The 24,730-nt window shown below is 53.8% G+C and carries 19 protein-coding genes and 1 pseudogene; 4 read left to right on the top strand and 16 right to left on the bottom strand.

The genetic code is table 11. The features are described 5' to 3' along the window. Positions 1 to 31: 31 nt before the first annotated feature. The 9 genes and pseudogenes from AC0LWF_RS21870 to AC0LWF_RS21830 all read right to left on the bottom strand — a co-directional run. Positions 32 to 502, bottom strand: a complete 471-nt coding sequence (locus AC0LWF_RS21870) for an SRPBCC family protein (protein WP_474653655.1) — start codon at positions 500 to 502, stop codon at positions 32 to 34. Then, on the bottom strand, positions 477 to 815 hold the full coding sequence (locus AC0LWF_RS21865; RefSeq protein ID WP_474653654.1) for an ArsR/SmtB family transcription factor: 339 nt from the start codon (positions 813 to 815) through the stop codon (positions 477 to 479). The genes AC0LWF_RS21870 and AC0LWF_RS21865 overlap by 26 nt, the downstream gene beginning before the upstream one ends. A gap of 137 nt (positions 816 to 952) precedes the next feature. Then, complete coding sequence (locus tag AC0LWF_RS21860; RefSeq protein WP_474653653.1) at positions 953 to 1,852, bottom strand: enoyl-CoA hydratase-related protein; 900 nt, start codon at positions 1,850 to 1,852, stop codon at positions 953 to 955. Between the two features lie 19 nt (positions 1,853 to 1,871). Next, positions 1,872 to 3,425, bottom strand: a complete 1,554-nt coding sequence (locus tag AC0LWF_RS21855) for an acyl-CoA carboxylase subunit beta (protein ID WP_474653652.1) — start codon at positions 3,423 to 3,425, stop codon at positions 1,872 to 1,874. A 48-nt stretch (positions 3,426 to 3,473) separates the two neighbouring features. Beyond that, complete coding sequence (locus tag AC0LWF_RS21850; RefSeq protein WP_474653651.1) at positions 3,474 to 4,613, bottom strand: acyl-CoA dehydrogenase; 1,140 nt, start codon at positions 4,611 to 4,613, stop codon at positions 3,474 to 3,476. A gap of 23 nt (positions 4,614 to 4,636) precedes the next feature. Next, on the bottom strand, positions 4,637 to 4,987 hold the full coding sequence (locus AC0LWF_RS21845) for an AtuA-related protein (protein WP_474653650.1): 351 nt from the start codon (positions 4,985 to 4,987) through the stop codon (positions 4,637 to 4,639). A gap of 3 nt (positions 4,988 to 4,990) precedes the next feature. Continuing rightward, positions 4,991 to 6,367, bottom strand: coding sequence for an acyclic terpene utilization AtuA family protein (locus AC0LWF_RS21840; protein ID WP_474653649.1), 1,377 nt, complete (start codon positions 6,365 to 6,367; stop codon positions 4,991 to 4,993). A gap of 139 nt (positions 6,368 to 6,506) precedes the next feature. Next, positions 6,507 to 7,493, bottom strand: a complete 987-nt coding sequence (locus AC0LWF_RS21835; protein ID WP_474653648.1) for a hypothetical protein — start codon at positions 7,491 to 7,493, stop codon at positions 6,507 to 6,509. Between the two features lie 251 nt (positions 7,494 to 7,744). Further along, positions 7,745 to 8,327 (bottom strand): annotated as a pseudogene (locus AC0LWF_RS21830) (ATP-binding cassette domain-containing protein); the annotation flags it as partial. Here AC0LWF_RS21830 and AC0LWF_RS21825 point away from each other — a divergent pair. Further along, the gene (locus AC0LWF_RS21825; protein ID WP_474653647.1) at positions 8,260 to 8,541 is read left to right on the top strand and encodes a hypothetical protein; all 282 of its coding nucleotides are present in this window, start codon (positions 8,260 to 8,262) and stop codon (positions 8,539 to 8,541) included. The pseudogene AC0LWF_RS21830 and the gene AC0LWF_RS21825 overlap by 68 nt on opposite strands. A gap of 110 nt (positions 8,542 to 8,651) precedes the next feature. Here AC0LWF_RS21825 and AC0LWF_RS21820 read toward each other — a convergent pair whose 3' ends face one another. Beyond that, positions 8,652 to 9,695: a LysM peptidoglycan-binding domain-containing protein gene (locus AC0LWF_RS21820; protein ID WP_474653646.1), complete on the bottom strand. Its 1,044-nt coding sequence runs from the start codon at positions 9,693 to 9,695 to the stop codon at positions 8,652 to 8,654. A gap of 341 nt (positions 9,696 to 10,036) precedes the next feature. On the opposite strand from AC0LWF_RS21820, the gene AC0LWF_RS21815 reads away from it, so the two are divergent. Further along, a complete protein-coding gene (locus tag AC0LWF_RS21815; protein ID WP_474653645.1) occupies positions 10,037 to 12,742 on the top strand; it encodes an S-layer homology domain-containing protein in 2,706 nt (901 codons plus the stop codon). Between the two features lie 115 nt (positions 12,743 to 12,857). Here AC0LWF_RS21815 and AC0LWF_RS21810 read toward each other — a convergent pair whose 3' ends face one another. After that, positions 12,858 to 15,488: an SLC13 family permease gene (locus AC0LWF_RS21810; protein WP_474653644.1), complete on the bottom strand. Its 2,631-nt coding sequence runs from the start codon at positions 15,486 to 15,488 to the stop codon at positions 12,858 to 12,860. Positions 15,489 to 15,631: 143 nt separating this feature from the next. After that, positions 15,632 to 17,110 carry an alpha/beta hydrolase gene (locus AC0LWF_RS21805; protein WP_474653643.1) on the bottom strand — a complete coding sequence of 493 codons (1,479 nt, stop codon included), beginning with the start codon at positions 17,108 to 17,110 and terminating at the stop codon, positions 15,632 to 15,634. Positions 17,111 to 17,325: 215 nt separating this feature from the next. Here AC0LWF_RS21805 and AC0LWF_RS21800 point away from each other — a divergent pair, with 215 nt between their 5' ends. Together AC0LWF_RS21800 and AC0LWF_RS21795 are read left to right on the top strand one after the other, a co-directional pair. Beyond that, positions 17,326 to 19,104 carry an ABC transporter ATP-binding protein gene (locus AC0LWF_RS21800; protein ID WP_474653642.1) on the top strand — a complete coding sequence of 593 codons (1,779 nt, stop codon included), beginning with the start codon at positions 17,326 to 17,328 and terminating at the stop codon, positions 19,102 to 19,104. Continuing rightward, a complete protein-coding gene (locus AC0LWF_RS21795; RefSeq protein ID WP_474653641.1) occupies positions 19,091 to 20,872 on the top strand; it encodes an ABC transporter ATP-binding protein in 1,782 nt (593 codons plus the stop codon). The genes AC0LWF_RS21800 and AC0LWF_RS21795 overlap by 14 nt, the downstream gene beginning before the upstream one ends. A 69-nt stretch (positions 20,873 to 20,941) precedes the next feature. Here AC0LWF_RS21795 and AC0LWF_RS21790 read toward each other — a convergent pair whose 3' ends face one another. From AC0LWF_RS21790 to kynU, 4 genes are all read right to left on the bottom strand, one after another. Then, entirely contained in the window at positions 20,942 to 21,841 is a 900-nt protein-coding gene (locus AC0LWF_RS21790) for a phosphotransferase (RefSeq protein WP_474653640.1), read from the bottom strand. A 69-nt stretch (positions 21,842 to 21,910) separates the two neighbouring features. Next, entirely contained in the window at positions 21,911 to 22,756 is an 846-nt protein-coding gene (gene kynA / locus AC0LWF_RS21785) for a tryptophan 2,3-dioxygenase (RefSeq protein WP_474653639.1), read from the bottom strand. A 20-nt stretch (positions 22,757 to 22,776) separates the two neighbouring features. After that, positions 22,777 to 23,403 carry an arylformamidase gene (gene kynB / locus AC0LWF_RS21780; protein WP_474653638.1) on the bottom strand — a complete coding sequence of 209 codons (627 nt, stop codon included), beginning with the start codon at positions 23,401 to 23,403 and terminating at the stop codon, positions 22,777 to 22,779. Between the two features lie 24 nt (positions 23,404 to 23,427). Next, positions 23,428 to 24,726, bottom strand: a complete 1,299-nt coding sequence (gene kynU, locus AC0LWF_RS21775; protein WP_474653637.1) for a kynureninase — start codon at positions 24,724 to 24,726, stop codon at positions 23,428 to 23,430. Between the last annotated feature and the right edge of the window lie 4 nt (positions 24,727 to 24,730).

Raw genomic sequence — 24,730 nt, 5'->3', positions numbered from 1 at the left:
TGTCGCGGAACACTCGCTTTCTTTAACAGGATTATAGGGATACAGGCGGCAATATGCTTCCGGTTTCGAGCAGAGTCTTCAGGTTGCTAAGAATCGCTGGCCAACCATTGTTGAGTCCTTCGAAGGTGTCGTCGCGTTCAACGATATCCGAAGGAATTAGATTCTCGTGCTTCAGCGTCAGCTTCACGGTGCCGTTCATCGGCACGAGCAGGAACGTTACTTGCGATGGCTCTGCGCGCCCGGACTTGTCCGTCACATAGTTCCAAGTGAACGACAGCACCCGGTAAGGCTCGCATTTGATGATTGTCCCGTAATCCGTCACTTCCCCATCACGCGAGTAGGTCACCGAAGACCCTTCCTTCCAATCAGACTCAATACGACTTCCGAAAAAGTACTGCTCTGTAAACTCGCTGCTCGTCAGCGCCTCCCACAGCTTCTCCGGCGAGGTCGCAATGTACGTCGTGTAAACAAAGGATTTAGTCGTTGTCATGGCTTTGAACATGATCCTCCTCAAGTTTTCTTTTCAGCTGCTGCAAAATGTTTACCCGGTGTTGGTCGAATTTGCTGATCCAGCGGTCATAAATGTCTCCAAGCGGCGCGGCGTTGAGGTAATGCAGCTTATTGCGCCCCTGCCGCTCGGTTACGACAAGCTGGGCCTCTTCTAGGATAGAGAGATGCTTCGTTACCGATTGCCTCGTCATGTCGAGATGCTCGCAGAGCTCGGTCAAGGTTTGTCCATTGTGTTTGAAAAGCTCGTCGAGCAGCTGTCTGCGGCTGGAATCCGCGAGCGCTTTGAATAGGTTGTCCATAGCCATATAATAGGCAACCAAATGGCTGCATGTCAAGTCGGAGGGGGTGGGGAGCGGAGTGATGGGATGCGGTGTTAAGCGAAACGGTGCGGAGAGGCAGGCGGGCAATTGAGCGAGACGATTGGTGAGCGTAATTCAGAGTGCTACTCCCCTCTAAAATGAGGCGCTCGCTTCGCGCGGAATGCTTCGAGGGCTTCTTGTCTGTCCTTCGTCGGAATGGTGACTTCGTAGGCGGCAGTCTCGATTTCCATCCCCGCTTGCAGGTCCACGTCCTGCCCTCTATTAATGGCTATCTTCGCCTGATAGACGGCAATCGGAGCGGCCCGCAGCAGCTCCGCCGCCAATTGCCAGACGGCCGCGTGCAGCAGCGCCATGTCATCGGCAACGCCGCTCAGCAGGCCAAACTCATAGGCCTGCTCTGCCGTGATGCGCCGCGCGGTCAGGATGAGCTCCTTCGCGCGCGCTGCGCCGATGAGCCGCGGCAGCCGCTGCGTGCCGCCGCCGCCGGGGATAATGCCGAGGCCGACCTCGGTGAGGCCGAGCTTCACCCCGCGCATGGCGTAGCGGAAGTCGCAGGCGAGCGCGAGCTCCAGCCCGCCGCCGAAGGCGAGCCCGCTGAGCGCAGCAATGGTCGGCTGCGGCAGCTGCTCCAGCGCTGCGAGCACCGCTTTGATGCGATGGATGCTGTGCCGGATGTCCTCCGGCGAGCCCATCGTCTGGCGCTCCTTCAGATCAGCGCCTGCGCTGAACGCGCGACCCGCGCCTTCGATGACAACGACGCGGATATCGCGCGGATTGTTCCCGATCTGCTCGATCAGCGCGCCAAGAGCATCCAGCATCGCCCGGTTGATCGCGTTCAGCTGCTCCGGGCGGTTCAGCCGGATATATCCGATATGCCCCCGCTGCTCCCAGAGGACCGGCGCCGGCGTTGATGCCGGTTCTGATGCCGATGCCCCCGGTACTTGCTCCGACCATGACGCAGAATCCTCCCCCTGCCCCTGCCCCTGCCCCTGCCCCCGCTCCCGCTCCTGCTCATCAGACATCAGCTCCGCCCCCTTTGTTTTATACCGGATAAACCGGATGCTTGCGCTCGGTGAACACAACGCTCTTCGACGCATACACGTCGAAACGCTTAATAAGCTCGCGGCGTAACCCATGCGCCGGGACGATTCCGTCAATGACCATATCGGATGCAAGCTGATAGAGGTCGATATCTCTGCTATATTCCTCGCGTTTGCCCGTAATGAAGCCGGCTCTCTCCGCCTCCGGCAGCTCCGCGATCTTGTTCGCGTACACCGCGTTCACCGCCGCTTCCGGTCCCATGACGGCGATCTGCGCCGAAGGCAGCGCTAGGCAGCAGTCCGGTTCAAACGCTGGACCGGCCATCGCATAAAGCCCCGCCCCGTACGCTTTGCGGACGATAACGGATATTTTCGGCACGGTCGCCTCTGACACTGCTGCGATCATTTTCGCCCCGTGACGGATGATGCCTGCCTGCTCAACAGCCGTGCCAACCATGAAGCCTGGAACATCGGCGAGGAAAAGCAGCGGAATGTGGAAGGCGTCGCAAAGGTTGATGAACTTCGCCGCTTTGTCCGCCGAATCGTGGAACAGGATGCCGCCCTTCGTCTTTGGCTGATTGGCGATTATACCGATCGGCTTCCCGTTCAGTCGCGCCAACCCCGTTATTAGCTCCCGTGCAAACAATCGCTTAATTTCGAAGAAGGAGTGCTCATCAATCAGCCCATCAATGAGCTGATACATATCAAACGCCGTGTATTGATTGTCAGGAATGATGCTGTCCAGCGGCACTTTGAGATCGGCAGGCGGCTCAGCCCCACGCGTTGGCGGTTGCTCCGTGAAGTTCGCCGGGAAGTAGCCCAGGTACGTACGGGTCAACGCAATGGCTTCCTCCTCGTTCTTCGCCAGAACGTCGCCGCAACCGGAAACCGAGCAGTGCATGCGAGCGCCGCCGAGCGCCTCCAGCGTCGCTTTCTCCCCTGTCACCATCTCGACAATTCGCGGAGAGCCGAGATACATCGACCCGTTCCCCTCCACCATAATGACGATATCGCAGAATGCCGGGATGTACGCTCCGCCTGCCGCGGACGGGCCGAAGAGGACGCACACCTGCGGAATTCGACCCGAGAGCTTCACTTCGTTGTAGAATATCCTCCCCGCTCCACGCCGGCCCGGATACATGAGCGCCTGATCGGTAATTCGCGCGCCTGCCGAATCGACGAGGTACAAGAGCGGGATGCGCAGCTTATCCGCGGTTTCTTGCATACGAATGATTTTCTCCACGGTGCGTGCTCCCCAAGAGCCTGCCTTCACCGTTGAATCGTTCGCAATGACCGCAACCGGCTTTCCATGAATACGGCCGATGGCCGTAACGACGCCGTCAGCAGGCAGCCCATACTCTGCGCAGCTGGCGAACATCGCGTCCTCCAGCTCCACATCTGCGTCGAACAACAACGAGAGCCGATCTCGGACGAATAGCTTGCCCTGCTCGGCATTCTTCGCATGATATTTGGCAGCGCCGCCTTGTTTGATCTCGTCGATCTGTTCCTGCAGCCGGTCTTTTACCGATTCCGCATCATCATGTTCATGCTCCATTTGCTACCGCGCCCCCCTCTTGCCGGCACCTTCTGCGCATACCCCGCATCAACAGCCGAGCTGCGCAGCGATGACCATCCTCTGAATCTCCGAGGTCCCTTCGCCGATCTCGAGCAGCTTCGCATCGCGCATGAACCGCTCCACCTCGTACTCGCGCATATAGCCATAGCCGCCGTGAATTTGCACGGCTTGATCGCACACCTTCATACAAATCTCCGACGCGAGCAGCTTCGCCATAGCCGCTTCTTTCTTGAACGGCCTGCCTTGATCCTTCAGCCATCCGGCACGGTACACCATCGTGCGCGCCGCCTCAATCTGCGTCGCCATGTCTGCGAGCTTGAACTGAATCGCTTGGAACGAAGACAGCGATCTCCCGAACTGCTTGCGCTGCTTCGCATACCGAAGCGCCTTCTCGAATGCGCCTTGCGCTATGCCGACCGCCATCGCGCCGATGCCGATGCGTCCGCCGTCGAGCACGGCGAGAAACTGCTTGAACCCATTGCCTGCCACGCCGAGCAAATTATCGCGCGGCACTTCGACCTGATCGAGCACGAGCTCGGTAGTGTTGGAGGCGTGCAGCCCCATTTTTTCATAGTTATCTATGATGCTGAAGCCGGGCGCATCCGTCGGCACAATAAACGCGCTTATGCCGCTCGTTCCCTTCGAACGGTCGGTGACCGCCGTGAGCGCAAGATGCTTCGCATAGCTGGCATTCGTGATGAAGCACTTCGAGCCGCTGATGACCCAGCCGTTGTCACTCTGAACCGCCGTCGTTCTGGTCCCGCCCGCGTCAGATCCGGCATCCGGCTCAGTCAAGCCGAACGCGCCTAGATATTCGCCTCGGCATAGCGGAGCGAGATAGTCCCGCTTCTGCTCCTCCGTCCCGAAGAGGTAGAGCGGCGAACCGCCAAGCGATACATGCGCCGAATAGGTGATACCCGTCGAGGCGCAAACTCGGCTTAATTCTTCCACCACGATTGCGAAGCAGATCGTATCCGCCCCGCCGCCATCGTACTGCTCGGGAAAAGGAAGCCCCATCAGCCCGAGCTTCGCCAGCTTCTCGAAGACCTCCGCCGGAAACGCGCCGGTCCGATCACGTTCAATTGCCCCAGGGGCTACTTCCGCTTCCGCAAAATCGCGGATGAGCGTTCGAATCATCGCCTGCTCTGCCGTTAAGTCGAAATTCATTATTCGAACACCTCTCTTTACGCTTATGACTTGGCGCTAACTAGTATGGTGTCGTCGATTTCGATTTCAAGCCTCATCAGATTCGCTGCATAGCATTTTCCGAGATTATCCATGCGCAGCGTTGCGGAGCCGCCCCCGCCAAGCGCTTCCCTGCATACGAAATTCATCGCATGGAGGCCGGGGAGCTCATATCGCTTCACTTCACCGCTTACCATACCTTGAAAATGTCCCTTCACCCGCTCGGCCGTCACTTCCCGGAGCAGCACGGCGTACACTTCCGCGTTTGGCGCGAATACGGCGATGTTAATCGTATTGCCTTTGTCGCCGGAGCGTGCCTGCACAAGATGCCGGAGCTGCTTGCGAATGATCGCCATCGCTTATACCACCTCCTGCACGGTCACGCGGATTCCGCGCTCGATAATCTCACGCGGCACGAGGCACGACCACATGCCGAGCAGCTCACGCGGCTTCATTACGCCGAGAAAAGCTCCCATCGCCGGCGGGCCGCTCAGCATCAGCGGCGGAACGAGCCGTCCAAGCTTCGCCGCTGCGTCCCGGCTTTGCGTCCGTACTGCCATACGCAAGTAAACCTCGTTCAGCTCCTCCGAGGGAGGCTTAGCCAATACGCCGCCATGTAAAGAATTGAGGCCGATATAATCCGAGCGAATCTCTTCGTAATGCAGACAGAGCGCTTCAATCTGCTTCCTGATAATCCGATCTGCCGTTTGCGCTTTCGCCACCGCATCCGGCCAGGAGTAGCCCCATATGGCCTGCCCGAGCCAGCCGTCCGCGTAGCCCATCACAACCTTGAACGTATCTGGTCTTGCCGCTCCACGCGCACCGGTCACCCGCACCCGATTCGGACCGATATCTTGCAGCTGCACATTCATTAGATCGAGCACGACATCCGGCGTCTTGTAGGAGGACGGATCGTGGATTTCATAGAGCAGCTGCTCCTTCACTGTGGCAACGGACACAAGTCCGCCGGTCCCTTCCGTCTTCGTCATGACGAACTCGCCATCCTCGCGCACTTCCGCAATTGGAAATCCGATGCGCTCCAGCGACTCGACCGACTGCCAATCGCCGCTAAAGTTCCCGCCGCTCGCTTGACCCGAGCATTCCAGCAAATGGCCCATAAGCACGCCTTGAGCCAGCCGCTCCCAATCCTGCTTTGCATTCCAGCCGAATTCATGAATAAGCGGTGCAAGAAAGAGAGCCGAATCCGATACCCGGCCCGTAATGACGATATCCGCGCCTTGCCGAAGCGCTTCCACAATGGGCTCTGCTCCGAGATAGGCGTTGGCAAATCCGATACGATTCTGAACGGCAGCGAATTCGCGCCCGTCTTCCATATGCGCGAGCGATACGCCTTCCGCCGCGAACGCGGACAGCTGCGGCAACACATCATCGCCTGTTACAACGGCTATTTTCAAACCTTGCAAACCGCCGAGCTCGCGAGCTGCACGCTCAATCTCACGCAGCGCGCCGAGCGGATTCATGCCGCCCGCATTCGTTATCAGCTTCAGCCCTTTTGCTCTTACTAGCGGGAGCAGCTCCCTCATATTCTGGGAAATATCTGACGCATAGCCTTTGGCCGGGTCCCGCTGCCGGTCCTTCTGCAGAATGGCAAGCGTAAGCTCAGCCAAGGAGTCAAAACAGAGATAATCGACATTGCCGCGCCTTGCCGCTTCTATCGCGGGGATGATCGAATCGCCGTAGAAGCCTTGCCCCGCTCCAATACGTATTGTTCGCATTCGATCCTCCTTTTGCGCTCGCGCTGCTTGCTTGCATAATTGTCGTGATAGTACATTGTATGGCGCGGCACAAGCAAAACAGACCGCATACCGTTACATCCGTAACGATTTGCGGTCTGCTTATGGATCGTTCGCTTGTCTACTCGCCTTCGGTATTATTCTCGTTCAACTCTATCGTGTATAGCGCTATGCTGCCGCTGCGGTTGTCCTCCCAGACGACCTGGCTGCCGCTGATCGCAGGCTCGTAATGCTTCGCGTTATCCATGGTTATCCGGCTCTCTAGCTCAGTTTCGAGGTTGTAATGGTAGATGTTCCAGTTCCCATCCCGTGTATCGACCCAAACGACGTTGTCTCCCGCAACCGCTGGGCTCCATCTCTTCGCATCCGGCGTCGTGCCGCTTGATATCGGACGCTCGATCCCGGAGCTCAAATCGTAAGCTACAATCTGATCCTGATCGTTCCGGCTATCCAGCCAAACGACCGTGTTGCCGCTAATGGAAGGCGAGGATTGATCGCCATTATCCCCTGTCGACAGCCGGCTCTCCAGCCCAGTGCTCGAATTGTACCGGTAGATATCCGAATTGCCGCTGCGGTCATCCTGCCACACGATGTTGTCGCCCGCGATAGCCGGAGCGTACTGATCTGCGCTATTCGTCGTCACTCGGCTCTCCCGATTCGTCTTCAGGTTAAAGCTATAAATATCCAAGTTGCTGTTCCTGCTGTCTTCCCAGACGATTGTATCGCCATCAATTGCCGGGTCCCACTGGCCTGCATCACTCGTTGTAAGCTGGAATTGTTCCCACGTAGCAAGATCGATCATATAAATATCCGCGTTCCCATTCCGATAATCGGTCCATACAATACGGTTCCCGGAGATAGCAGGGTCCACCTGCTTCGAGCTGTCCGACGTAATTTGCCATTCTTGGCCTGTGCTCATATCCCTCATATAAATATCGTAATTCCCACTGCGCTTATCCGCCCACACGATCCGTTTCCCATCAACCGCCGGTTCAATCTGAGCTGCTGGACTTTGAGCCGTCACCTGCTTGTCCGCTGCCAGAACGTATGGAGCAAAGATCGTTGCCCCTAGAAGCATGGCCGTCGCCGCACTTGCGAATTTTCTCATCAACTCACTCCTTTAAGCAGTAGTATGAAGTCGACAAAGAAGATACCTATGAGCGTAAGTGTATACAAAAATGATAGCAGAAGTAAGCGCTCGCATCATTAACCTGGTTAACTGGCTGGAACAAGTGAAAACGGCTGTATTGTACTTACGGCAAAAGCTTACGTTTCGCGACTTTCTATAATGTAAAAAAGAACCGAATCCCCTCCAGCGAACAAGGAGACTCGGTTCTACTTCTACTTTTACCAACTATGCTAGATCGTAAACCCGTCCTGGTTGGCGCTAATGGAGCGTCTGCCCAATACCCGATTCAGAATGCTGTTCTCATAATGCGCAAATCCATTATCCTTCTCGCGTGGTCTCGCCAGCGCAATGGCACTATCCTGCGAGATCGTTCCGTTCTCGACCAGCACGACACGATCGCCAAGCGCTACCGCTTCGCTCACGTCGTGAGTGACGAGCACGGCGGTGAACCCCCGCTCTAGCCATAATCGCTCAATGAGCTGCTGCATCTCAATGCGAGTCAGCGCATCGAGCGCGCCTAGCGGGTTCGTCTAACAGCAGGAGGCTCGGATTGCTGACAAGCGCACGGGCAAGCGCGACCCGCTGCCGCTGTCCTCCGGAAAGCACGGAAGGCCATTCCTTCGCGCGGTCGGCAAGGCCAACGAGCTCCAGCGCATCTAGCGCTTTGGCGCGATCGCCGCCTTCTACACCGATCCGAACGTTAGCCAGCACGCTTTTCCACGGGAGCAGCCGGGCATCCTGGAACATGACCCGCACATCCGGTCTGAGCCCGGACGATGCCGCACCGCCAATGGCTACCGTTCCTTGCGATGCTTGTCAGGTCGCCGAATTGCACGACCGCATCCCGCACGTCGATCTGCAGCCCCTTGGTGGAAGCTCCGGGACGCCGCTTGAGGCTGCCACCTCGATCGTCATAATTGGACAACACAAAAACCGGAAGTTTCCTATGCCAAGCTCCATCGCAGGAGTATTAGTAAAGGAAACTTCCGGTGGTCCGGTAAGTTCGTTTCATCTTATGGGTTTATAATGTACAGATAATTCCGATGTGTCAACTATGAATTAAAATTTAGGCTTACATGATTCTTAACGCTACTTTTTGGATCGAGCTTCCATTTACGCATTAACGCCCGTCCACCACTAAGCGTGAATCTTTACTTTGGTTCCTGTCGGAATCGTATCGAACAACCATTCTACGTCCTTATTATTCATCCGAATGCACCCACCGCTCGCATTCGTGCCAATCGAGGAAGGAGCATTCGTGCCGTGGATGCCATACTTGGTTCCCGTCGTATTCGGCACGCTTAAGCCCAGCCATCTGCTGCCAAGCGGATTCTTCGGGTCGCCGCCTGGAATTTCCTTAGCCAGATACCACGGATTCTTAAGCTTCGTCACGATCTCGAAGCTACCGATTGGCGTGAGCCCCAGCCGCTTCCCACTAGCGATGTCGAAGCTCTTCACAATAGCGCTGCCGGTGTAGACATACAGTTTGTTCCGCGTCACGTTAATCTCAATCGAGACGCTCTTCGATTGCTTTACCGCTGTTGTCGCCTTGTCTGCAAAAGGTGTCGTTACGACCGGCTCCGACAAGTAATATAGGTTCGGAATTTGCAGCACTTGTCCTGCCTTAATGGAATTGACCGTTTCCAGCATGCCGTTGTAGCGAGCGATTGCCTGCTGGTAGTCTTGAAGCTTCATATACTGCGCCACAAGGCTGTACAACGTATCGCCCTTCGCGACGGTATGTCTCTTCTCTCCGGAAGGAAGCGGTATGCGCAGCTCCATGCCAAGCTTCAGTCCCGTGTTTGGGTCCGTGATCTGATTATAGGCCATGAGCATATCCAAATACTGACCACGATTAAAGTAATGGTTCGTAATCGAATACAACGTATCCCCGAGCTTCACCGAATATTGGTCCAGCACGAGCGGATTCGATAGCTGCAGCGTCGATCCCGCTTTCAGGCTTTGCTTCGGATCCAGCCCGTTCGTCTTCGCTACCCGCTCATAATCACTGGTCAGGTAGAACTTCTTCGCAATCCCGTATAACGTATCCCCCGGTTTGATACTATATGAAACCTGAATAGAGGAGTCCATTTCTGCGAGCGCATTCGCTAGATCCGGACGGCTAGTAAATAGCATAACTAATAAAACGATACCAAGTACCCACTTTGACTGCTTGCTCAACGATAATCACCCTTCTGCCCGTATGTATAATTTTGCGGCTCAGAGCATTCGCCTTGCTTCGTCAAGATTCCTTCTTATTCGCTCCGTATTTTAGTAAATTAATCCAATAGACGGAGAAAAGCTGCCGAACGAACAAAGCATGGGTTCTTCGGTAGGGAATAGATGGTCCTTAACTCTGTTTAGAGGCTACAGGGGAAAAGTCCCAGCTTCTGCTGCGTACACGGTCAATGATCCCGGTAAAAAATATTTAATCAGCTCCTACCATTCGACCCCCTTCTCGGTTGCAATTTAGTATTTTTAACTCGTAAGTAACCATGAGGGGCGAAATGAGAGGTGTAATTGTGTTGAGAAGAGCGTACAAATCACTCATCCTGGCATCCGTCTTCCTACTGTTATTTGGCATCATAAGTCCGACGCTTACCGCCGCTGAGGGTGAGAGCAACGGAACCACGCAAGGGCAGCCCGCTGCATTCAGCGATATTCAGACGCACTGGGCGAACAAGGAAATTATGGAGCTGGCGGCAGCAAGTATTGTGGCCGGTTTCGAGGATGGAACGTTTCAGCCCGCAGGCAAAGTAACACGGGAGCAGTTTCTGAAAATGCTTGTCGAGCTGAGGAAATTGCCGAAGGATTCCGCATACGTGCCGTTCAAGGACATTGAAGCGTCGCGTTGGTCTGTGCCTTACATAGCGGCTGGTCTAATGAGCGGTATTCTACAACTCGCCGACTATTCGAATGGCAGCTTTAAACCGAGCCAGCCTATTACGCGTTATGAGATGGCGATTTGGATCGTAAGAGCACTCCAGCTGGGGTCTTCGTCTCAGAAGAATGAGAAGCTGCTGGGGAAACTGAAGGACCAAGCGGATATAAAGACGAATCGAGACCTCATTGAAGAAGCGCTCGAAACAGGCATCATTCAAGGCTACCCTGACGGCAAGTTCAAAGGCAGCAATTCCTCTACCAGAGCGGAAGCAGCGGTGATGCTAGTACGCGCGCTGCACTATTCACCCGTAGATCCTCCCCCGGCGCCTACGCCAGAGCCTACTCGCAAAATCGTCCAGTACAAGCCAGAAGTGAAGAAGAGCACCAGTACCAATTATTCGATGCGGGATAAAGATACATGGGTGATCCATGATCCGAGTCTGAATCTGAAGGTCGGCGATGTGTTTGTCCTGCCTCCAACCTCCACCTATTATGGGGGAATTGCAAAGAAGGTCGTATCCGTTCGCAAGGAGAATGGCGCGCTTGTCGTCAAAACCTCCGTCCCTAAGCTGAAGGAGGTCTTCTCCAAGCTCGACATCCATACGACAGAAGCGATTAATCCGAAGCTGCTCACGCCGATCAATTCTTCGGTGCAAATTAATACGAACAATGTGGCGGTACAGAGCGCGAACTTGACTTTGCCTTGCTTTAACATCGGTTTGAACAATGCCAATTACGGAGGTGTCATTCTTGATGCTCGCATGAACTTCTGTAATCTGGGGGTACTTGCCGATATTGGCCTTGATGTGGATATTGATTGGTTTGATGTCGATCTTGATTTCTATTCCAAGCTGGTTCTTACAGGCGATATAACGACGAATGTAACGGTGAAAGCCGATACCGGAAAAGGAGCGTTAACCGAGCCCAAATTCATTCCGCTGACGACTCCATTCTATGTGCCCGTCTTCACAGGCGTTTTCGTCAAAGGGCAGCTCTTCTTGAAGATTGATCCGAACTTCCGAGCATCCTTGACGATCACCTTCGACAATAAATTCCATCTCGAGGAAGGATTTGATTTCTCGCTTAGCAATGGCTTCCGGCTCATTCATAACACCACAAACACCGCATCGCTGAATGTAGATTCCAAGGTGGATGCGAGTCTGACGGCTGGTCCGGATTTTCAACTGACACTCACCTTACTCGATATTGCCTATGCGGGAATTGATCTGAATCCGGGCATACAGGCAGGCTATAACCGTTACTATGAACAAGGGCGCTGCGACTCTATCAATGTCAATGCGTTTCTCAAACTGGATGCCATCGCAGGCTATGATATATGGGTTGCCGACGATCAAGTCAGGCTAAATCTGCTCGATTTGCGCTATCCGCTCTATCAGCTGGACTTCCATTGCCCAGCGCCGCAGCCGCCTAACAACTTGGCAGCCAAACTGAATAGCGTGCGGCTAGAAGTAGGGAAGTTTAATGAAATCATCATGGATCGAACCGACGTTCAGCTGAGCTGGGATGCCGTTAAAGATGCCACGAGCTACAACGTGAAACGTTCGGAATCGCCTGGCGGTCCGTTTACGACGAAACGATCTGGTGTTACAGCTATGACCTATACCGATACGACTGCTGCCAAAGGAAAGACGTACTATTATGAAGTAACAGCTGTGAACTCCTATGGAGAAAGCGCGCCTTCCCGGGTTCTGCCCGTGAATGTCGTCGAGCTGCCACCGCCACCACCCCAGAATTTAACAGCAGTACGTAGTGGCACAGGCGTCGCCCTTAACTGGAATAAGGTTGGCGGCTTCGTCGCCTATAATGTGAAGCGTGCCGACGGCTCCAGCGGTGCCTATGTGACGGTTGGCGCTAAAGTTAGCGGAACGACGTTCACGGATACAACGGCCGGTCTGTTAAAAACTTACACCTATATCGTTACAGCAGTGGATGACACTGGCGAGAGCGGTCCTAGCAATGCCGTGTTTGTGAATAAGGCAGACATTACGATTATAACGCCTATTAATCCGAATATAGATCTCGGCCAAGTCATCATTCTGCCTACCCCTGGCAATTTCAATGCCCATACCGATGTGGGCAGCGGCAGAGTGATCCTCACTTGGAATGCGGTTAAAAATGCAGCAGGTTATAACGTCATGCGTTCTACCTCTGCGGACGGGACATACGAGACGATCGGCACCAAAATTACCGCTACGACCTTCACCGATACGACAGCCTCTATTGGCACAACATACTATTACAAGGTGGCTGCCGTGAACGCGGGTGGCAGCGAGAGCAAGGCGACAGCGGTTAAGTCGGCAACGCCAAGCTATGGGATTAGGTAGTGCGGCTTTGAGGTGGATGTAAGGATAATGAGAGAAACCCACGTTTTTAATAAACGTGGGTTTCTCTATTTAGTATTAGGGTCGGCCGCGGCCATGAGCGCCTGTTGATCCCAAGCTATTGAATAAGTCCGAGCCACTTCCAGTACGGGATGCACGCTACCGAAAGCGCAATGAGCACAATGATGTATCCTATAGCGACCAGCTGCGCCTGCCGATGACTGAACAGCTTCCCGTTCGTGCTGTAGTACGCTGTCAAATAAGTCGGTGACTGATAAGCAAAGAAGAACGGATCTGTGGCTAGCAAAATAACGAAAATGAGCACCCACGGATGAATACCGACTTCTTTGGCTAACGGCAGCATGGAGATGACGAGCAAAATAACGGCCGGATCATCCCGCACGACCAGCGTAACGATGGACGAAATGACGATGACCGCAACGAGGAACAATGCAGGGCTCGCCATAAACGGTTTCATAAACGAACCTACCCAGGCAGTCGTTACTTCCGTAATACCGAGCTGGGACGCAACCGCCGCGAAGCTAAAAGCAATGCCGATGAACAGCAAGAACGTCCAGTCAATTCGGTTCATCATCGTCTTCGTATCGAGCACACCGCTAATGACAAGCGCCGCGAAGCCCAGCAGCATTACCCATGCGTTATCCAGATGATGAACGGGCTGAAGCACAAGAAGCGCGACGCAGCCAAGCGTAACGACAGCCGTCACTTTCTCTTCCTTGGTCAGCTTGCCGAGAATGAGAAGCTGCGCCTCAAGCACCTCTTCGGACACGGTAGGCTTCGCGCCTTTCTCAGGCTTATATCGCAGCGAAATCCACAGCCGCATACCGACTAGAAAGACGAGCAGCGCAGGGAACGCGTACACGAACCAATTGAGCCATGTCAATGTTTCGCCATCGCCAACAAGACTATAAGCCATCACATTCGTATAGGAGCCGGTCATGAAGAACGGCGCTGTAAACCCGAAGAAGATCATGCCTGCAAGTCCCAGACCTGCCGCTCCTTTGCTCCTAGGCGCAAACCCCATCGCTTCCGACACCGTCCCTGCAATGGGTACGCCGAGCGCGACTTTGGCAGACGAAGACGGAATAAGCGGATTAAGCAGCAGACCGCTTGCCATCATCCCCCAGAGCTGTCCTTGATAGTGCTTCGGGAATGCTTTTAACGCATAGAGCGACACCCGGTACAGAATGCCTGACTTGGAGATTGCGGCGCCAAGCGCGAGTATGCACAGCATGTATATCCATGTTGGGGAAGCGTAGCCCGATAAGGCGATCTCCGGCGGGACCAGCTTCGCTAGCACCCAGTACATCGCCATGAATAAGGCCACGATGTAATCCGGGACGATGTTGACGATCCAGAGCACAACGGCGGCAAGCGCAACGCCGATGAACATCATGCCCTCATGCGATAAGCCTCCAAAAGGCTGCATCCATTGGAAGAACCCGATGCTGGCGATAGAGAGAGCGATTGCAATCCATCCTGCGAATCGGCTTCGGCTCCACCATTTACCCGCTTTCTCCGCCTTGCCTGCCAATCGGAGCAGGTCTAGATTTTGCTTGGCGAGAAGGAAGCTTCGCTCCTCTTCCTGCTGCTTAGGTGAAGCTGACGCCGCCGCTGCGAGCTGCAGGTACTCCAGTGCCCTCTGATGATGTTGAAGCCGATGGCACAGCTCCGCTGCCAGCTCGTACAACTGGGCGGTCTGAGTACCGGTAAAGTATACCGAGCTCTGGCTTAACGCCTGCTCAAGTTTTGCAAGCTCGCTCTCCCTCGCCTCGACTTCCAGACTAGCTTTCAGATAATGAATGAAAAGCTCGTACTCGCGAAAAATCATGTCGTTCGGGCAGGATTCGAGCAGCCTGAATAGTAGATAATCGTCATCGGACCCGCTATAGCCGGTCCCTTCTACGCCCAAACCGCGCATAAGCTCCAGAACAGACACCCAGTCTTCTTGCTCCACGTAGAGCTGCGCGGCGTAGTCGTACCTTTTATCACCATTCAGATACCGCTCAGTTATCCTGCTCAACAGCGCTCTCTTCGCCTTAACCCCATAGCTGCTTACGTATACTTCCGATAATGCGCTTCTAACAGAGCTATGAATGGCAAACCAATCCGAATCGTTCTCCAGCGTCTGGACGTACGCCTGCCAGAGAGGACGATCTGCCAGCGCTTCATTAATAGAGGCAATGCCATATTCCCGCTCCGCCCATTGTTTATGGAATGCAGGAACAAGCGATGCAGAGAGCAGACACCGGCGGAGTGCTTCCGGGAGAGTGCTTAGCTCTTCAAGCAAATGCTTCTGTTTATCTTGTTTGGTCGCTTCCAAATCACGATTCGTCCGTACAAGACGCTGTGACAGCAGCCGGATAAAATAAGTCGCGATTGACGGATAGTCGTCGATCAGTTCTTTAAAAGTGTCTATGTTCATCCGCAGCAATACAGCACTGCTTACCGCAATCGCCGACGCCGAGCGAGGCTCTCCTGTCAGCAAAGCCATTTCGCCTAAAGCGCTCGCTTCCCCGAGCACCGTGAGCGAATGCTTGCGGCCGTCCGAGGCAACAGTGAACAGCTCAATTCGACCGCTTCGAATGAAGTACATGCAATCTCCGGAGTCGCCATGCTCGAATACGGTTGCCCCCGCTTCGTAATGCTCCGTTACAAGCTTCCCTATTAATCTCGCTTGATCGACATGGGATAACCCATGAAATAATTCTATTTGCTCTAGCATCATGGATGTAATTCCTTTCCAGGCGGACTCTGTAGCTCTACCTTTCGACTCACATATTCTAGCAAACCGACCGTTACACTATCATTAATCTGGCATGCGGTCAAAATGAAAAAACCTCGATTTCAGAGTGGAAATCGAGGGTTAAGTTACGATGATGTAAATCGCTCAACAAATTTCGTATATCTCTCCGATTGCCTGAGGTCGTTATGCTGCCGATAGTACTCCACTGTCCAGCGCGCCAGCTCCTCCAGCTTATGGTCCACCTTCTCAATAATGGCAAGCAGCCAATTGTCGAAAATCCCCGTAGCAAGCGGGTACGCGGTCTTATCGAGAATGTCCCGGCTGAGCAGCGCTTTTCGCATCGCGTCCTGTTCGGATGCCGTCGCTTGAAGCTTACCCAGCAAATCCTGCAAATCGCATTTGATGTTGCCGCGCAAGTAGACGCACTCTCGGTCAGCGACGATGAGAGGGTTATTCCCGTCGGTATGTTTGTCCAGCAAGCTCTTTAGATAGCTGAGCGATACGCGAAGCCTGTTCTTTGCTTTGGACAGCTCCGCTTCCGGCCACAAGACGTCGCATAGCTGCTCTCGCGTGACGGTAGGATGGAATAGCAGGTAGACGAGGAGTCGCTTGGCGTAGCGCTGATTCCATTCTCCGGTGACAACCTGCCGATTGACCATAACGCGAAAATTACCCATGACCTCTACTTCAAGCGTATGTATTGAATCATTCTGCTGGCGAACCTGCTCTACAAAATTTTTGATTTGATCCTGCATATGGGCAGACAGCTTCTCTACCACAGGGACTTCAGGAGCTTCGACTGATTTCCGAATATGCTCGTCAATCCACTGCGCCACCATAGCCGGCTGATCCAGCTGAACCGCATTAGCAGCATCGGAAACGACGAGAAACCGGTAGTTTTGAAGCAATATCGTCCCAAGCGCCAGCACGCTCGGCGGGAATAGCCTATCATACTCCCCGCCTAGGAACAGCACGGGAAGATCAACATTTCCTATCTGTTGCGCGGCGATATATGCGGTAATTCGATCGCGAATTTTCACATAGAGGGGGAAGTTAACCTTACGATAAGCTGCATAGAGCAGTTCTTCTTTGTCCGGAGTGACTTGATGGCAAGCAGCGCTCAGCAATCGCTCGGCGACCGGCATGATCGAGTTACTCTGTTGCACTTCCTGCTGTCGATCACCAGATAAAAGCGGCATCACCTTCACCGGGTAATACAGCGGTACGGACAGCAAACAGAGCGTTAACGCCCTGCCCGGATATTCGCGAACGAACTCTAGTCCGATGTAGCCGCCTAGCCCATGACCGACGAGATGATAGCGTTCAAGCTGCAAATGTGCCAATAGGGCGGCAAGATCGTCGCACAACAGACGCCATGTAATTGTAATATCTACTTCGCTCGCCTGCTGGCTCCCGCCATGGCCTCTGACGTCGTATACGAGAATATTATAACGAGCTTGAAGATAAGGGATCGTCCAGTTCCAGATGCTCAGATCCGTTCCTAAGCTGTGGATCATCACGATCGTATCTGCAGGCTGATCACTTCCGCTCACTTGATGATATTCGTAATGCAAATTTTGTTGATCCATTCGTGCGAACGGCATTGATGTTTCTCCTTAATTGAAAGAATAAGCTCTAGACAGTTTCGACCTTATCCGACAAAACCCTGCATGGGATATAAAAAGGACAAAAGCACCGCGAGAAAGCATAAGACTTTTGTCATTTTACAACTTTCCCACTTCTTCCCTGCGCATTTGTGCTATAATTTCCTTTAGTTTTTCAAAGGGCAATTCAGACTAAAACAGAAATCGGTGATGACATGTTTCAGTTCAAATGGCTATGGCACAATCTGAAAGGGGATCGGGTAAGGTACATTATCGCACTATTCTTGTCCGTTGTAGGCTCCTCGCTTACCATCATTAATCCGTACATCGGTCAGCGCATCGTGGACCACTTCATTGCAGGGGAAGGCGCTGCGCAGCATCTGAGCACGGAACGCGGGCTCTTAATCGGCCTTGTGCTCGGCATGGTCGGCTTCTCCCTGTTAAGAACAAGCCTGTCTTATTTCACGACGCTGACGTATGAGCGCGCCTCACAGAACATGCTGTTCCGTATCCGGGTGTACCTGTATAACAAAATCCAAGGCCAAGACATGCGGTACTATGACCGGAACCGCACTGGCGATCTTATGACCAAGATGACCGGCGACCTCGAGATGGTGCGTCACTCCTTGGCATGGATTATTAAGACGATCATTGAATCGCTGACGGTGTTTGCAGCGGCGGTCGTCTACTTCTTCTTCATCGACGCTGAGCTAACGTTATGGCTGCTCGTGCTGTCGCCTCCAATTTGTATCGTTGCGTTCATCTTCGCACGGCGCGTGCGCCCCATGTATGTCGAACTGCGGGAGAAGCTCTCCCAGCTGAATACGACAACGCAGGAGAACATCGCCGGCAATCGGGTCGTCAAAGCGTTCGCGCGCGAGGACTTCGAAATCGAGAAGTTCACCGAGAAGAACGTTAATTACTCCAAAGCCAACAAAGCCGCAGCTCTTGTCTGGCTAGACTACTTCCCTTACTTAGAAATATTTTCTCAAGCGTTCCTCGTCATCCTCATGCTGGCCGGCGGTTTGTTCGTCATGGATGATCGGATAACGTTCGGTGAATTTTCCGCTTTTTCCGCACTGATCTGGGGTCTATCTAACCCGATGCGCACCATCGGTATCGTCATCAACGATATTCAGCGCTTCTTCGCCTCTTTAAGTAAAATCATCGACGTCTACTACGCGCATCCCGAAATCGTTAATGAGCATAACGCAACCGTGAAGAAGCGTTACCGCGGCTATATTCAATTCGAGAATGTGAGCTTCAAGTACGACAGTGCAACGGTGCTCGAAAATATTAACTTCAGCGTGGACCCCGGCGAGACGATCGCCATCATGGGGGCAACAGGCGCGGGCAAAACAACGCTCATTAACCTCATTCCCCGCTTCTATGATGTCACGCGTGGACGCGTCCTCGTCGATGGCATCGACGTGCGCAAGCTAGAGCTCGACGAGCTGCGCAGCAATATCGGCGTGGCGACACAGGACGTTCTGCTGTTCTCCGATACGATCGACGGCAATATCGCGTTCGGCGACCCGGAGATGCCGGAGGAGGACGTGACGAAGTTCGCGAAGCTTGCTGCAGCGCATGACTTCATTGGCAAAATGCCTGAGAGCTACAATACGATTGTCGGCGAGCGCGGCGTCGGCCTGTCGGGCGGTCAGAAGCAGCGTATCGCATTGGCACGGGCATTAGCTGTTCAGCCGCCGATTCTGATTCTCGACGATACGACGTCCGCCGTCGATCTGGAGACCGAGGAGCATATTCAGCGCAGCTTGCGGGAGCTCGACTTCCCATGCACGAAGATCATCATTGCACAGCGTGTATCCACAACAGCGCAGGCTGACCGTATCCTGATTCTCGAAGGCGGCCGCATTATTGAGGAAGGTACGCACGCGGAGCTTCTGGAGAAACGCGGTTACTACTACGATGTATTCATGCTGCAGAACGAGGGCATTGGAAGGGAGGCAATGGTGAAGTATGGCAAGAAATAAATTCGATATCGATGAGAACCTGGAATCACCGTTTAATATAAAGCACTTCCGCCGGGCACTCGTCTACATTAGGCGGCAGCAGAAGCCAATGATTATCGCGTTCGTGCTTAGCGCCTTGTCAGCTGGCATCTCGCTCTCCGCGCCGCTCATTATGCAGCATATCGTTGACGTTACGATTCCTGCGAAGGAGAAGCAGTCACTGTTCTGGTATTCGCTGCTCATGCTTGCAACGATTGTCGTCAGCGTTATATTCGCCACAATCCGATCACGGATGATGACCCGTGTCGGGCAAGATATTATCTACGATATTCGGATGGATCTGTTCAAGCATTTGCAGAAGCTGCCGTTCCAATATTATGACGACCGCCCACAGGGCAAAATCCTCATCCGCGTCGTCAACTACGTTAACTCCGTATCGGACGTACTGTCCAACGGGATCATCAACCTGATTTTGGAAATCTTGAACCTCCTCTTCATCGCGATCTTCATGTTCGCCGTTGATGTGAAGCTGTCGCTCGTTATTCTAGCGGGGCTGCCTATCTTCTTGGGCATCGTCCTGATGATCAAGAAGAAGCAGCGCCGGGGATGGCAGAACATCTCTAACAAAAGCTCCAACCTGAACGCTTATCTGCAAGAAAGCATTAGCGGCATTCGCGTCACGCAGATCTTCACCCGTGAGCAGCATAACGAAGAAACCTTCACGCGGCTGTCGACGAATTACCGTTCCGCTTGGATGAAGACGATGTATTACAACTTCTTGATGCCGTTCTCGGTCGATAATTTGGCGACGCTCGTTACGGCAGCGATCTATTTTGTAGGCTTGCTGGCGATTGGACCGGAAGAAGCCACCTTCGGCGTCATACTAGCGATGAGCAGCTATGCAGCGCGCTTCTGGCAGCCGATTCTGAACATTTCAAACCTATATAACAGCTTCATCAACGCCGTGTCTTATCTGGAGCGTATCTTCGAGACGTTGGACGAACCGGTTACCGTCAATGATAAGCCTGGCGCAAAGGAGCTTCCTCCGATTAAAGGCCGTGTGACCTTTGATGATGTTACTTTCGCATACGATCCAGGCGTTAACATTCTGGAGAAGCTGACGTTCGACATTAAAGCAGGCGAGAGCGTTGCACTTGTCGGCCCGACAGGTGCCGGCAAAACGACAGTCGTCAACCTGATCTCGCGGTTCTACAACATCACTGGCGGCAAAATCCTCATCGACGGCCATGATCTCTCCGAAATCCAGCTGAGATCATTACGTAGTCAGATGGGCATTATGCTGCAGGACAGCTTTATTTTCTCAGGGACGATTATGGACAATATCCGCTACGGCAAGCTCGATGCTACGGAAGAAGAAATCATCGCGGCTGCGAAGACCGTATGCGCTGACGATTTCATCCGCGAATTCGAGAATGGGTACATGACCGAGGTGAACGAGCGCGGCTCGAAGCTGTCCCAAGGGCAGAAGCAGCTGATCTCATTCGCCAGAACGCTGCTCGCGAATCCGAGCATTCTCATTCTCGATGAAGCAACTTCGTCTATCGACGCTCAGACCGAGCGGTTGCTCCAGAAGGGGCTTAATGAGCTGCTTAAGGGGCGGACGTCGTTCATCATCGCGCATCGACTCTCGACGGTGAAGAACTGCGACCGGATCATGTACATCTCTGACAAAGGCATCGCCGAGAGCGGCTCGCATGACGAGCTTCTCGCGAAGCGCGGCAGGTACTACAAGCTGCATTCGGCGCAGAAGATGGAAGCGTCTGTGTAAATAAAATCCCCCGATCTCCGCGTGAGATTGGGGGATTTTTCGTTTTCGTTTTCGTTTAGGGATGAATAATTACAGCTCGAACAGCCTTGCCACCTGCTCCCGATTGTCGATAAACCACTGAATTCGTGCCAGCTTCGTACCTAGATGACCGTGCAAAATATGATTGCACGGCAGCAGCAGCGCCGCGTAGTGCAACAGCTCCAGCTCCTCGCTCGTCAGCTTGATCGACTCGGCATACGCTGCGGCGTAGGCTGCCGCCTTCTCCCAGTGAAACTGCAGCTGATCGTCCAGCAGACCGAACAGCGGATAAGCCGCGTCAATAATCCGCGGTGCGATGCCGCAGCCGTCCCAATCGATCAGAATGACGCGGTTGCTGGCAGCATCATAAACTCCGTTGCTTTCGCCTACATCACCGTGGATGATTGCTTTCGGAAGGGAGGACAGCTTAGAGAAGCCTGGCGTTAGCTCCAGCAGGTTCGACCGATGCGGCTCGGGGACGCTCGGCAGCCTGTCGTTGACAATATCTCCGATTAGCGAATTCAAATCCCATTCCGGCAATTCCGATGCTGCTTCGATCCGATGAAGCCGTCCAAGCGTATGGCCGACGCCGGCGAACAGCTCCGATCCCCCGCTAAGGCTTGTCCCTTCAATAAACGGATACAGATAGCAGACCGTATCGTCGTTGATCGCCATACACAAGCTGCCGGTGACAGTGCTTCGCAGATTAATCATGCCGTCAAAGTCGTTTGCGCGCAGATGCTCATAAGCGGGAACAACCTTGGTATGCACTGCCTTGCGATCGTTAGCTTTTAACACAAACTTGCCTTCACTCGTGTGAAGCAGAGCAACGAACTGCGAGCCATAGCCTTCCAAGAAGGACGAGATGCGTACCTCCTCAAAGCCATACTCGCTGGCCACCTGCTTCGTCAGTTGATCTCGCTGTAAGCTCGTTAGGACATCATCGTTCATGATTGCTGCCTCCCTAGTTTTAAAAAAGACCGCCTATCGCAATAGGCGGCCCTGTAACCGTACATACCATTACAATACCGTGCGCAGGCTCCACAATTCCGGAAAATGCCGCTGGCTAACGATATGCTTCAAATAATCAACGCCAGACGAACCGCCGGTTCCGCGTTTGAAGCCAATGACCCGCTCCACCGTTCCCATATGGTTGAAGCGCCACTGCTGCTGGCGGCTGTCGATATCGACGAGCTTCTCAGCGAGCTCGTACAGATCCCAGTATTGCTCGACATCGCGGTACACCGTCAGCCAAGCTTCTCTTACGCTGTCGTTCTCCACATATGGCTGCGACCAGTCGCGCTGCAAGTACTCTGCGTCGATTGGCAGTCCGCGCTTGGCAAGTGCTCCGATCGCCGCATCGTAGATGCTCGGCTCATTCATCGCATCGGTTAGCTGCTTATGCAGCTCTTCCTGATGCTCATAGACCGCAAGCACGCTCGGCTTCTTGAGGCCCAGCACGAATTCGATCAGGCGATTCTGATAAGACTGGAAGCCGGAGGAGCTGCCGAGCGCATGCCGGAACTCCATGTACTCCGCAGGCGTCAGCGTAGATAATACATCCCAAGACTGGATGAGCTGCTGCTGGATTCTGGATACGCGGGCAAGCATTTTGAAAGCAGGCTCCAAGTTGTTCTGCTGTACGCTGCTGCGTGCGGCGTTCAGCTCGTGCAAGATCAGCTTCATCCATAGCTCGCTCGCTTGGTGGATGATGATGAACAGCATTTCATCATGATGACCAGACAGCCGATGCTGGCTGGACAGAATTTGGTCGAGGTGAAGGTAATCGCCGTAAGACATGGACTTGGAGAAGTCGGAGACGAGATTCTCATTGTTATTGTTTTGCGGCGTAGGCGTGTCGGCCATCTGTTCTTAGCTCCTTTTGTCTATGGTGTGTATGGTCGAAGCACGGCTCGTACGGGACTGCCATCTGCTTCTGCAAGCGGTAGCGGTAGCGCGATGAGTTCGTAATCTCCTGGGGCGACATGATCTAAGTCGAGTCCTTCCAGGATGTGAATGTCATGAGTGTGCAGACCGTGGTGGGCCGCAAGCTCTTTGCTGTCCAAGGGATCGACTGAAGGGACATCGACACCGATGAGACGAATGCCTCGGGAATGTAGAAATGGAGCCAGATCCGCTCTCAGATATGTGATTTGTGACGGGAATTCATCGGCGTTGGTCCATGAGCCTGTGCGCAGCAGCAGACGTGTAACCCCTTCGAGGTCAGACGCAGCCAGATCCTCTGCACCAATGCTCGCTCGGCCAGATACATCAATCATCCGTGCCGGCCCGATGTAGAGCTGCAAGTCGAGATCCATGATTTTGCGGCCATCATTGTCAAAATGAAACGGAGAATCCACATGCGTCCCCGTATGAATGCTCATCGTCAGCTTGCCTACGTTCACCGAGCCGCTTTGCTCCTTGGACCAGCTCACTTCATAGTTGAAAGCCGTATCCCCTGGCCAAGTCGGCACCCCATTCATCAATGGACGAGAAATATCGATCAAGGTCATCTCTCAAGCGCTCCTCTCTCCATCTTATGCGACAACATCGCGCTTATTGGCGAATTTCTCGTATTGCTTATCCGCCATGATGGTTTTCAGTCGCTGCACCGTTTCCCATACGTCACTGTAGCTTGTGTAGAGCGGAACAGGCGCTAGACGAATGATGTTCGGAGCGCGGAAGTCCGGCACAATGTGCTGCATCTCCTTGAGCGCTTTGCAGATCCGCGCCGCATCCTGGTGCTCGAGGCTCACATGACCGCTTCTGCGTTCATCCTCTAGCGGATTGCCGATCGTGAAGCCGAACCCGCCTAGTTCGTGCTCAATCAGCTCCATCATATAACGCGTGATGTGCAGCGACTTCTGGCGAAGCTTCTCAAGCGTCGCTTCAGCGAACAGCTCGAGCGAACCGATTAGCGGCGCCATGCTTAGAATGTTCGGCGTCCCGATCTGGAAAGCGCCCGCAGACTCCGCTTGGTGGAATTGATGCTCCATATCGAACTGCTTATCTTTGCGTGAACCGAACCACCCTGCAAGGCCAGGGGAAGTCCCGTGGTGCTTGCGGTTGACGTACAGGCTCGCTGTCCCGCCCGGTCCACTGTTCAAGTATTTATAATTGCACCAGAAGGCAAAATCAACCCCCCACTCGCTGAACGAATGCGGAATCGAGCCGACCGAATGGCAGCCGTCAAAGCCAATGAGGATGCCGCGCGCATGTGCTTCAGCCGTCAGGCGCTTCATATCGAGCACCTGCCCGCTCCGGTACAGCACAGCCGGCAGTACGATTAGAGCAATCTCATCTGTCATAGCAGCGATAATGTCATCTTCGTGGAGGAAACGTCCATCGCGGCTTGCCACTCGAATGAGATGCTCATCCGGGTCGTAGCCAGGCAGCTTGAGCTGGCTTTGCAGCGCATAGATGTCTGAAGGGAAATTCAGCTCATCGGCGAGAATCTTCGTGCGAGTGCCTTGCGGCTTATAGAAGGTAGCGACTAATTGGTGGAGGTTCACGGTTGTCGAACCTGTTACGATCACTTCATCAGCGTCAGCTCCAACGAGCGGCGCGCTCATGGCTGCCAGCTTCTCCGAGAGGTAGAACCACGGGTACTTGCCCTGCGTCCATCCGTCGATACCTTGGATTTTCCAAGCTGCAAGTATGTCAAGCAGCGACTGCTCTGCCCGCTTGGATAATAGGCCGAGCGAGTTGCCGTCCATGTAGATGGAGTCTGGGCTTAAGTAAAATTCGTTGCGGAAGTGGGCAAGCTCATCTTGCTTGTCGAGCTCCTGCGCATATTCAAGGGAATATGGATTTGAGTCGTGTTGGTTGTTGGACATCATT

Source organism: Paenibacillus sp. sgz302114, from assembly GCF_056120345.1.
This window is presented reverse-complemented; position numbering and strand designations above follow the sequence as displayed.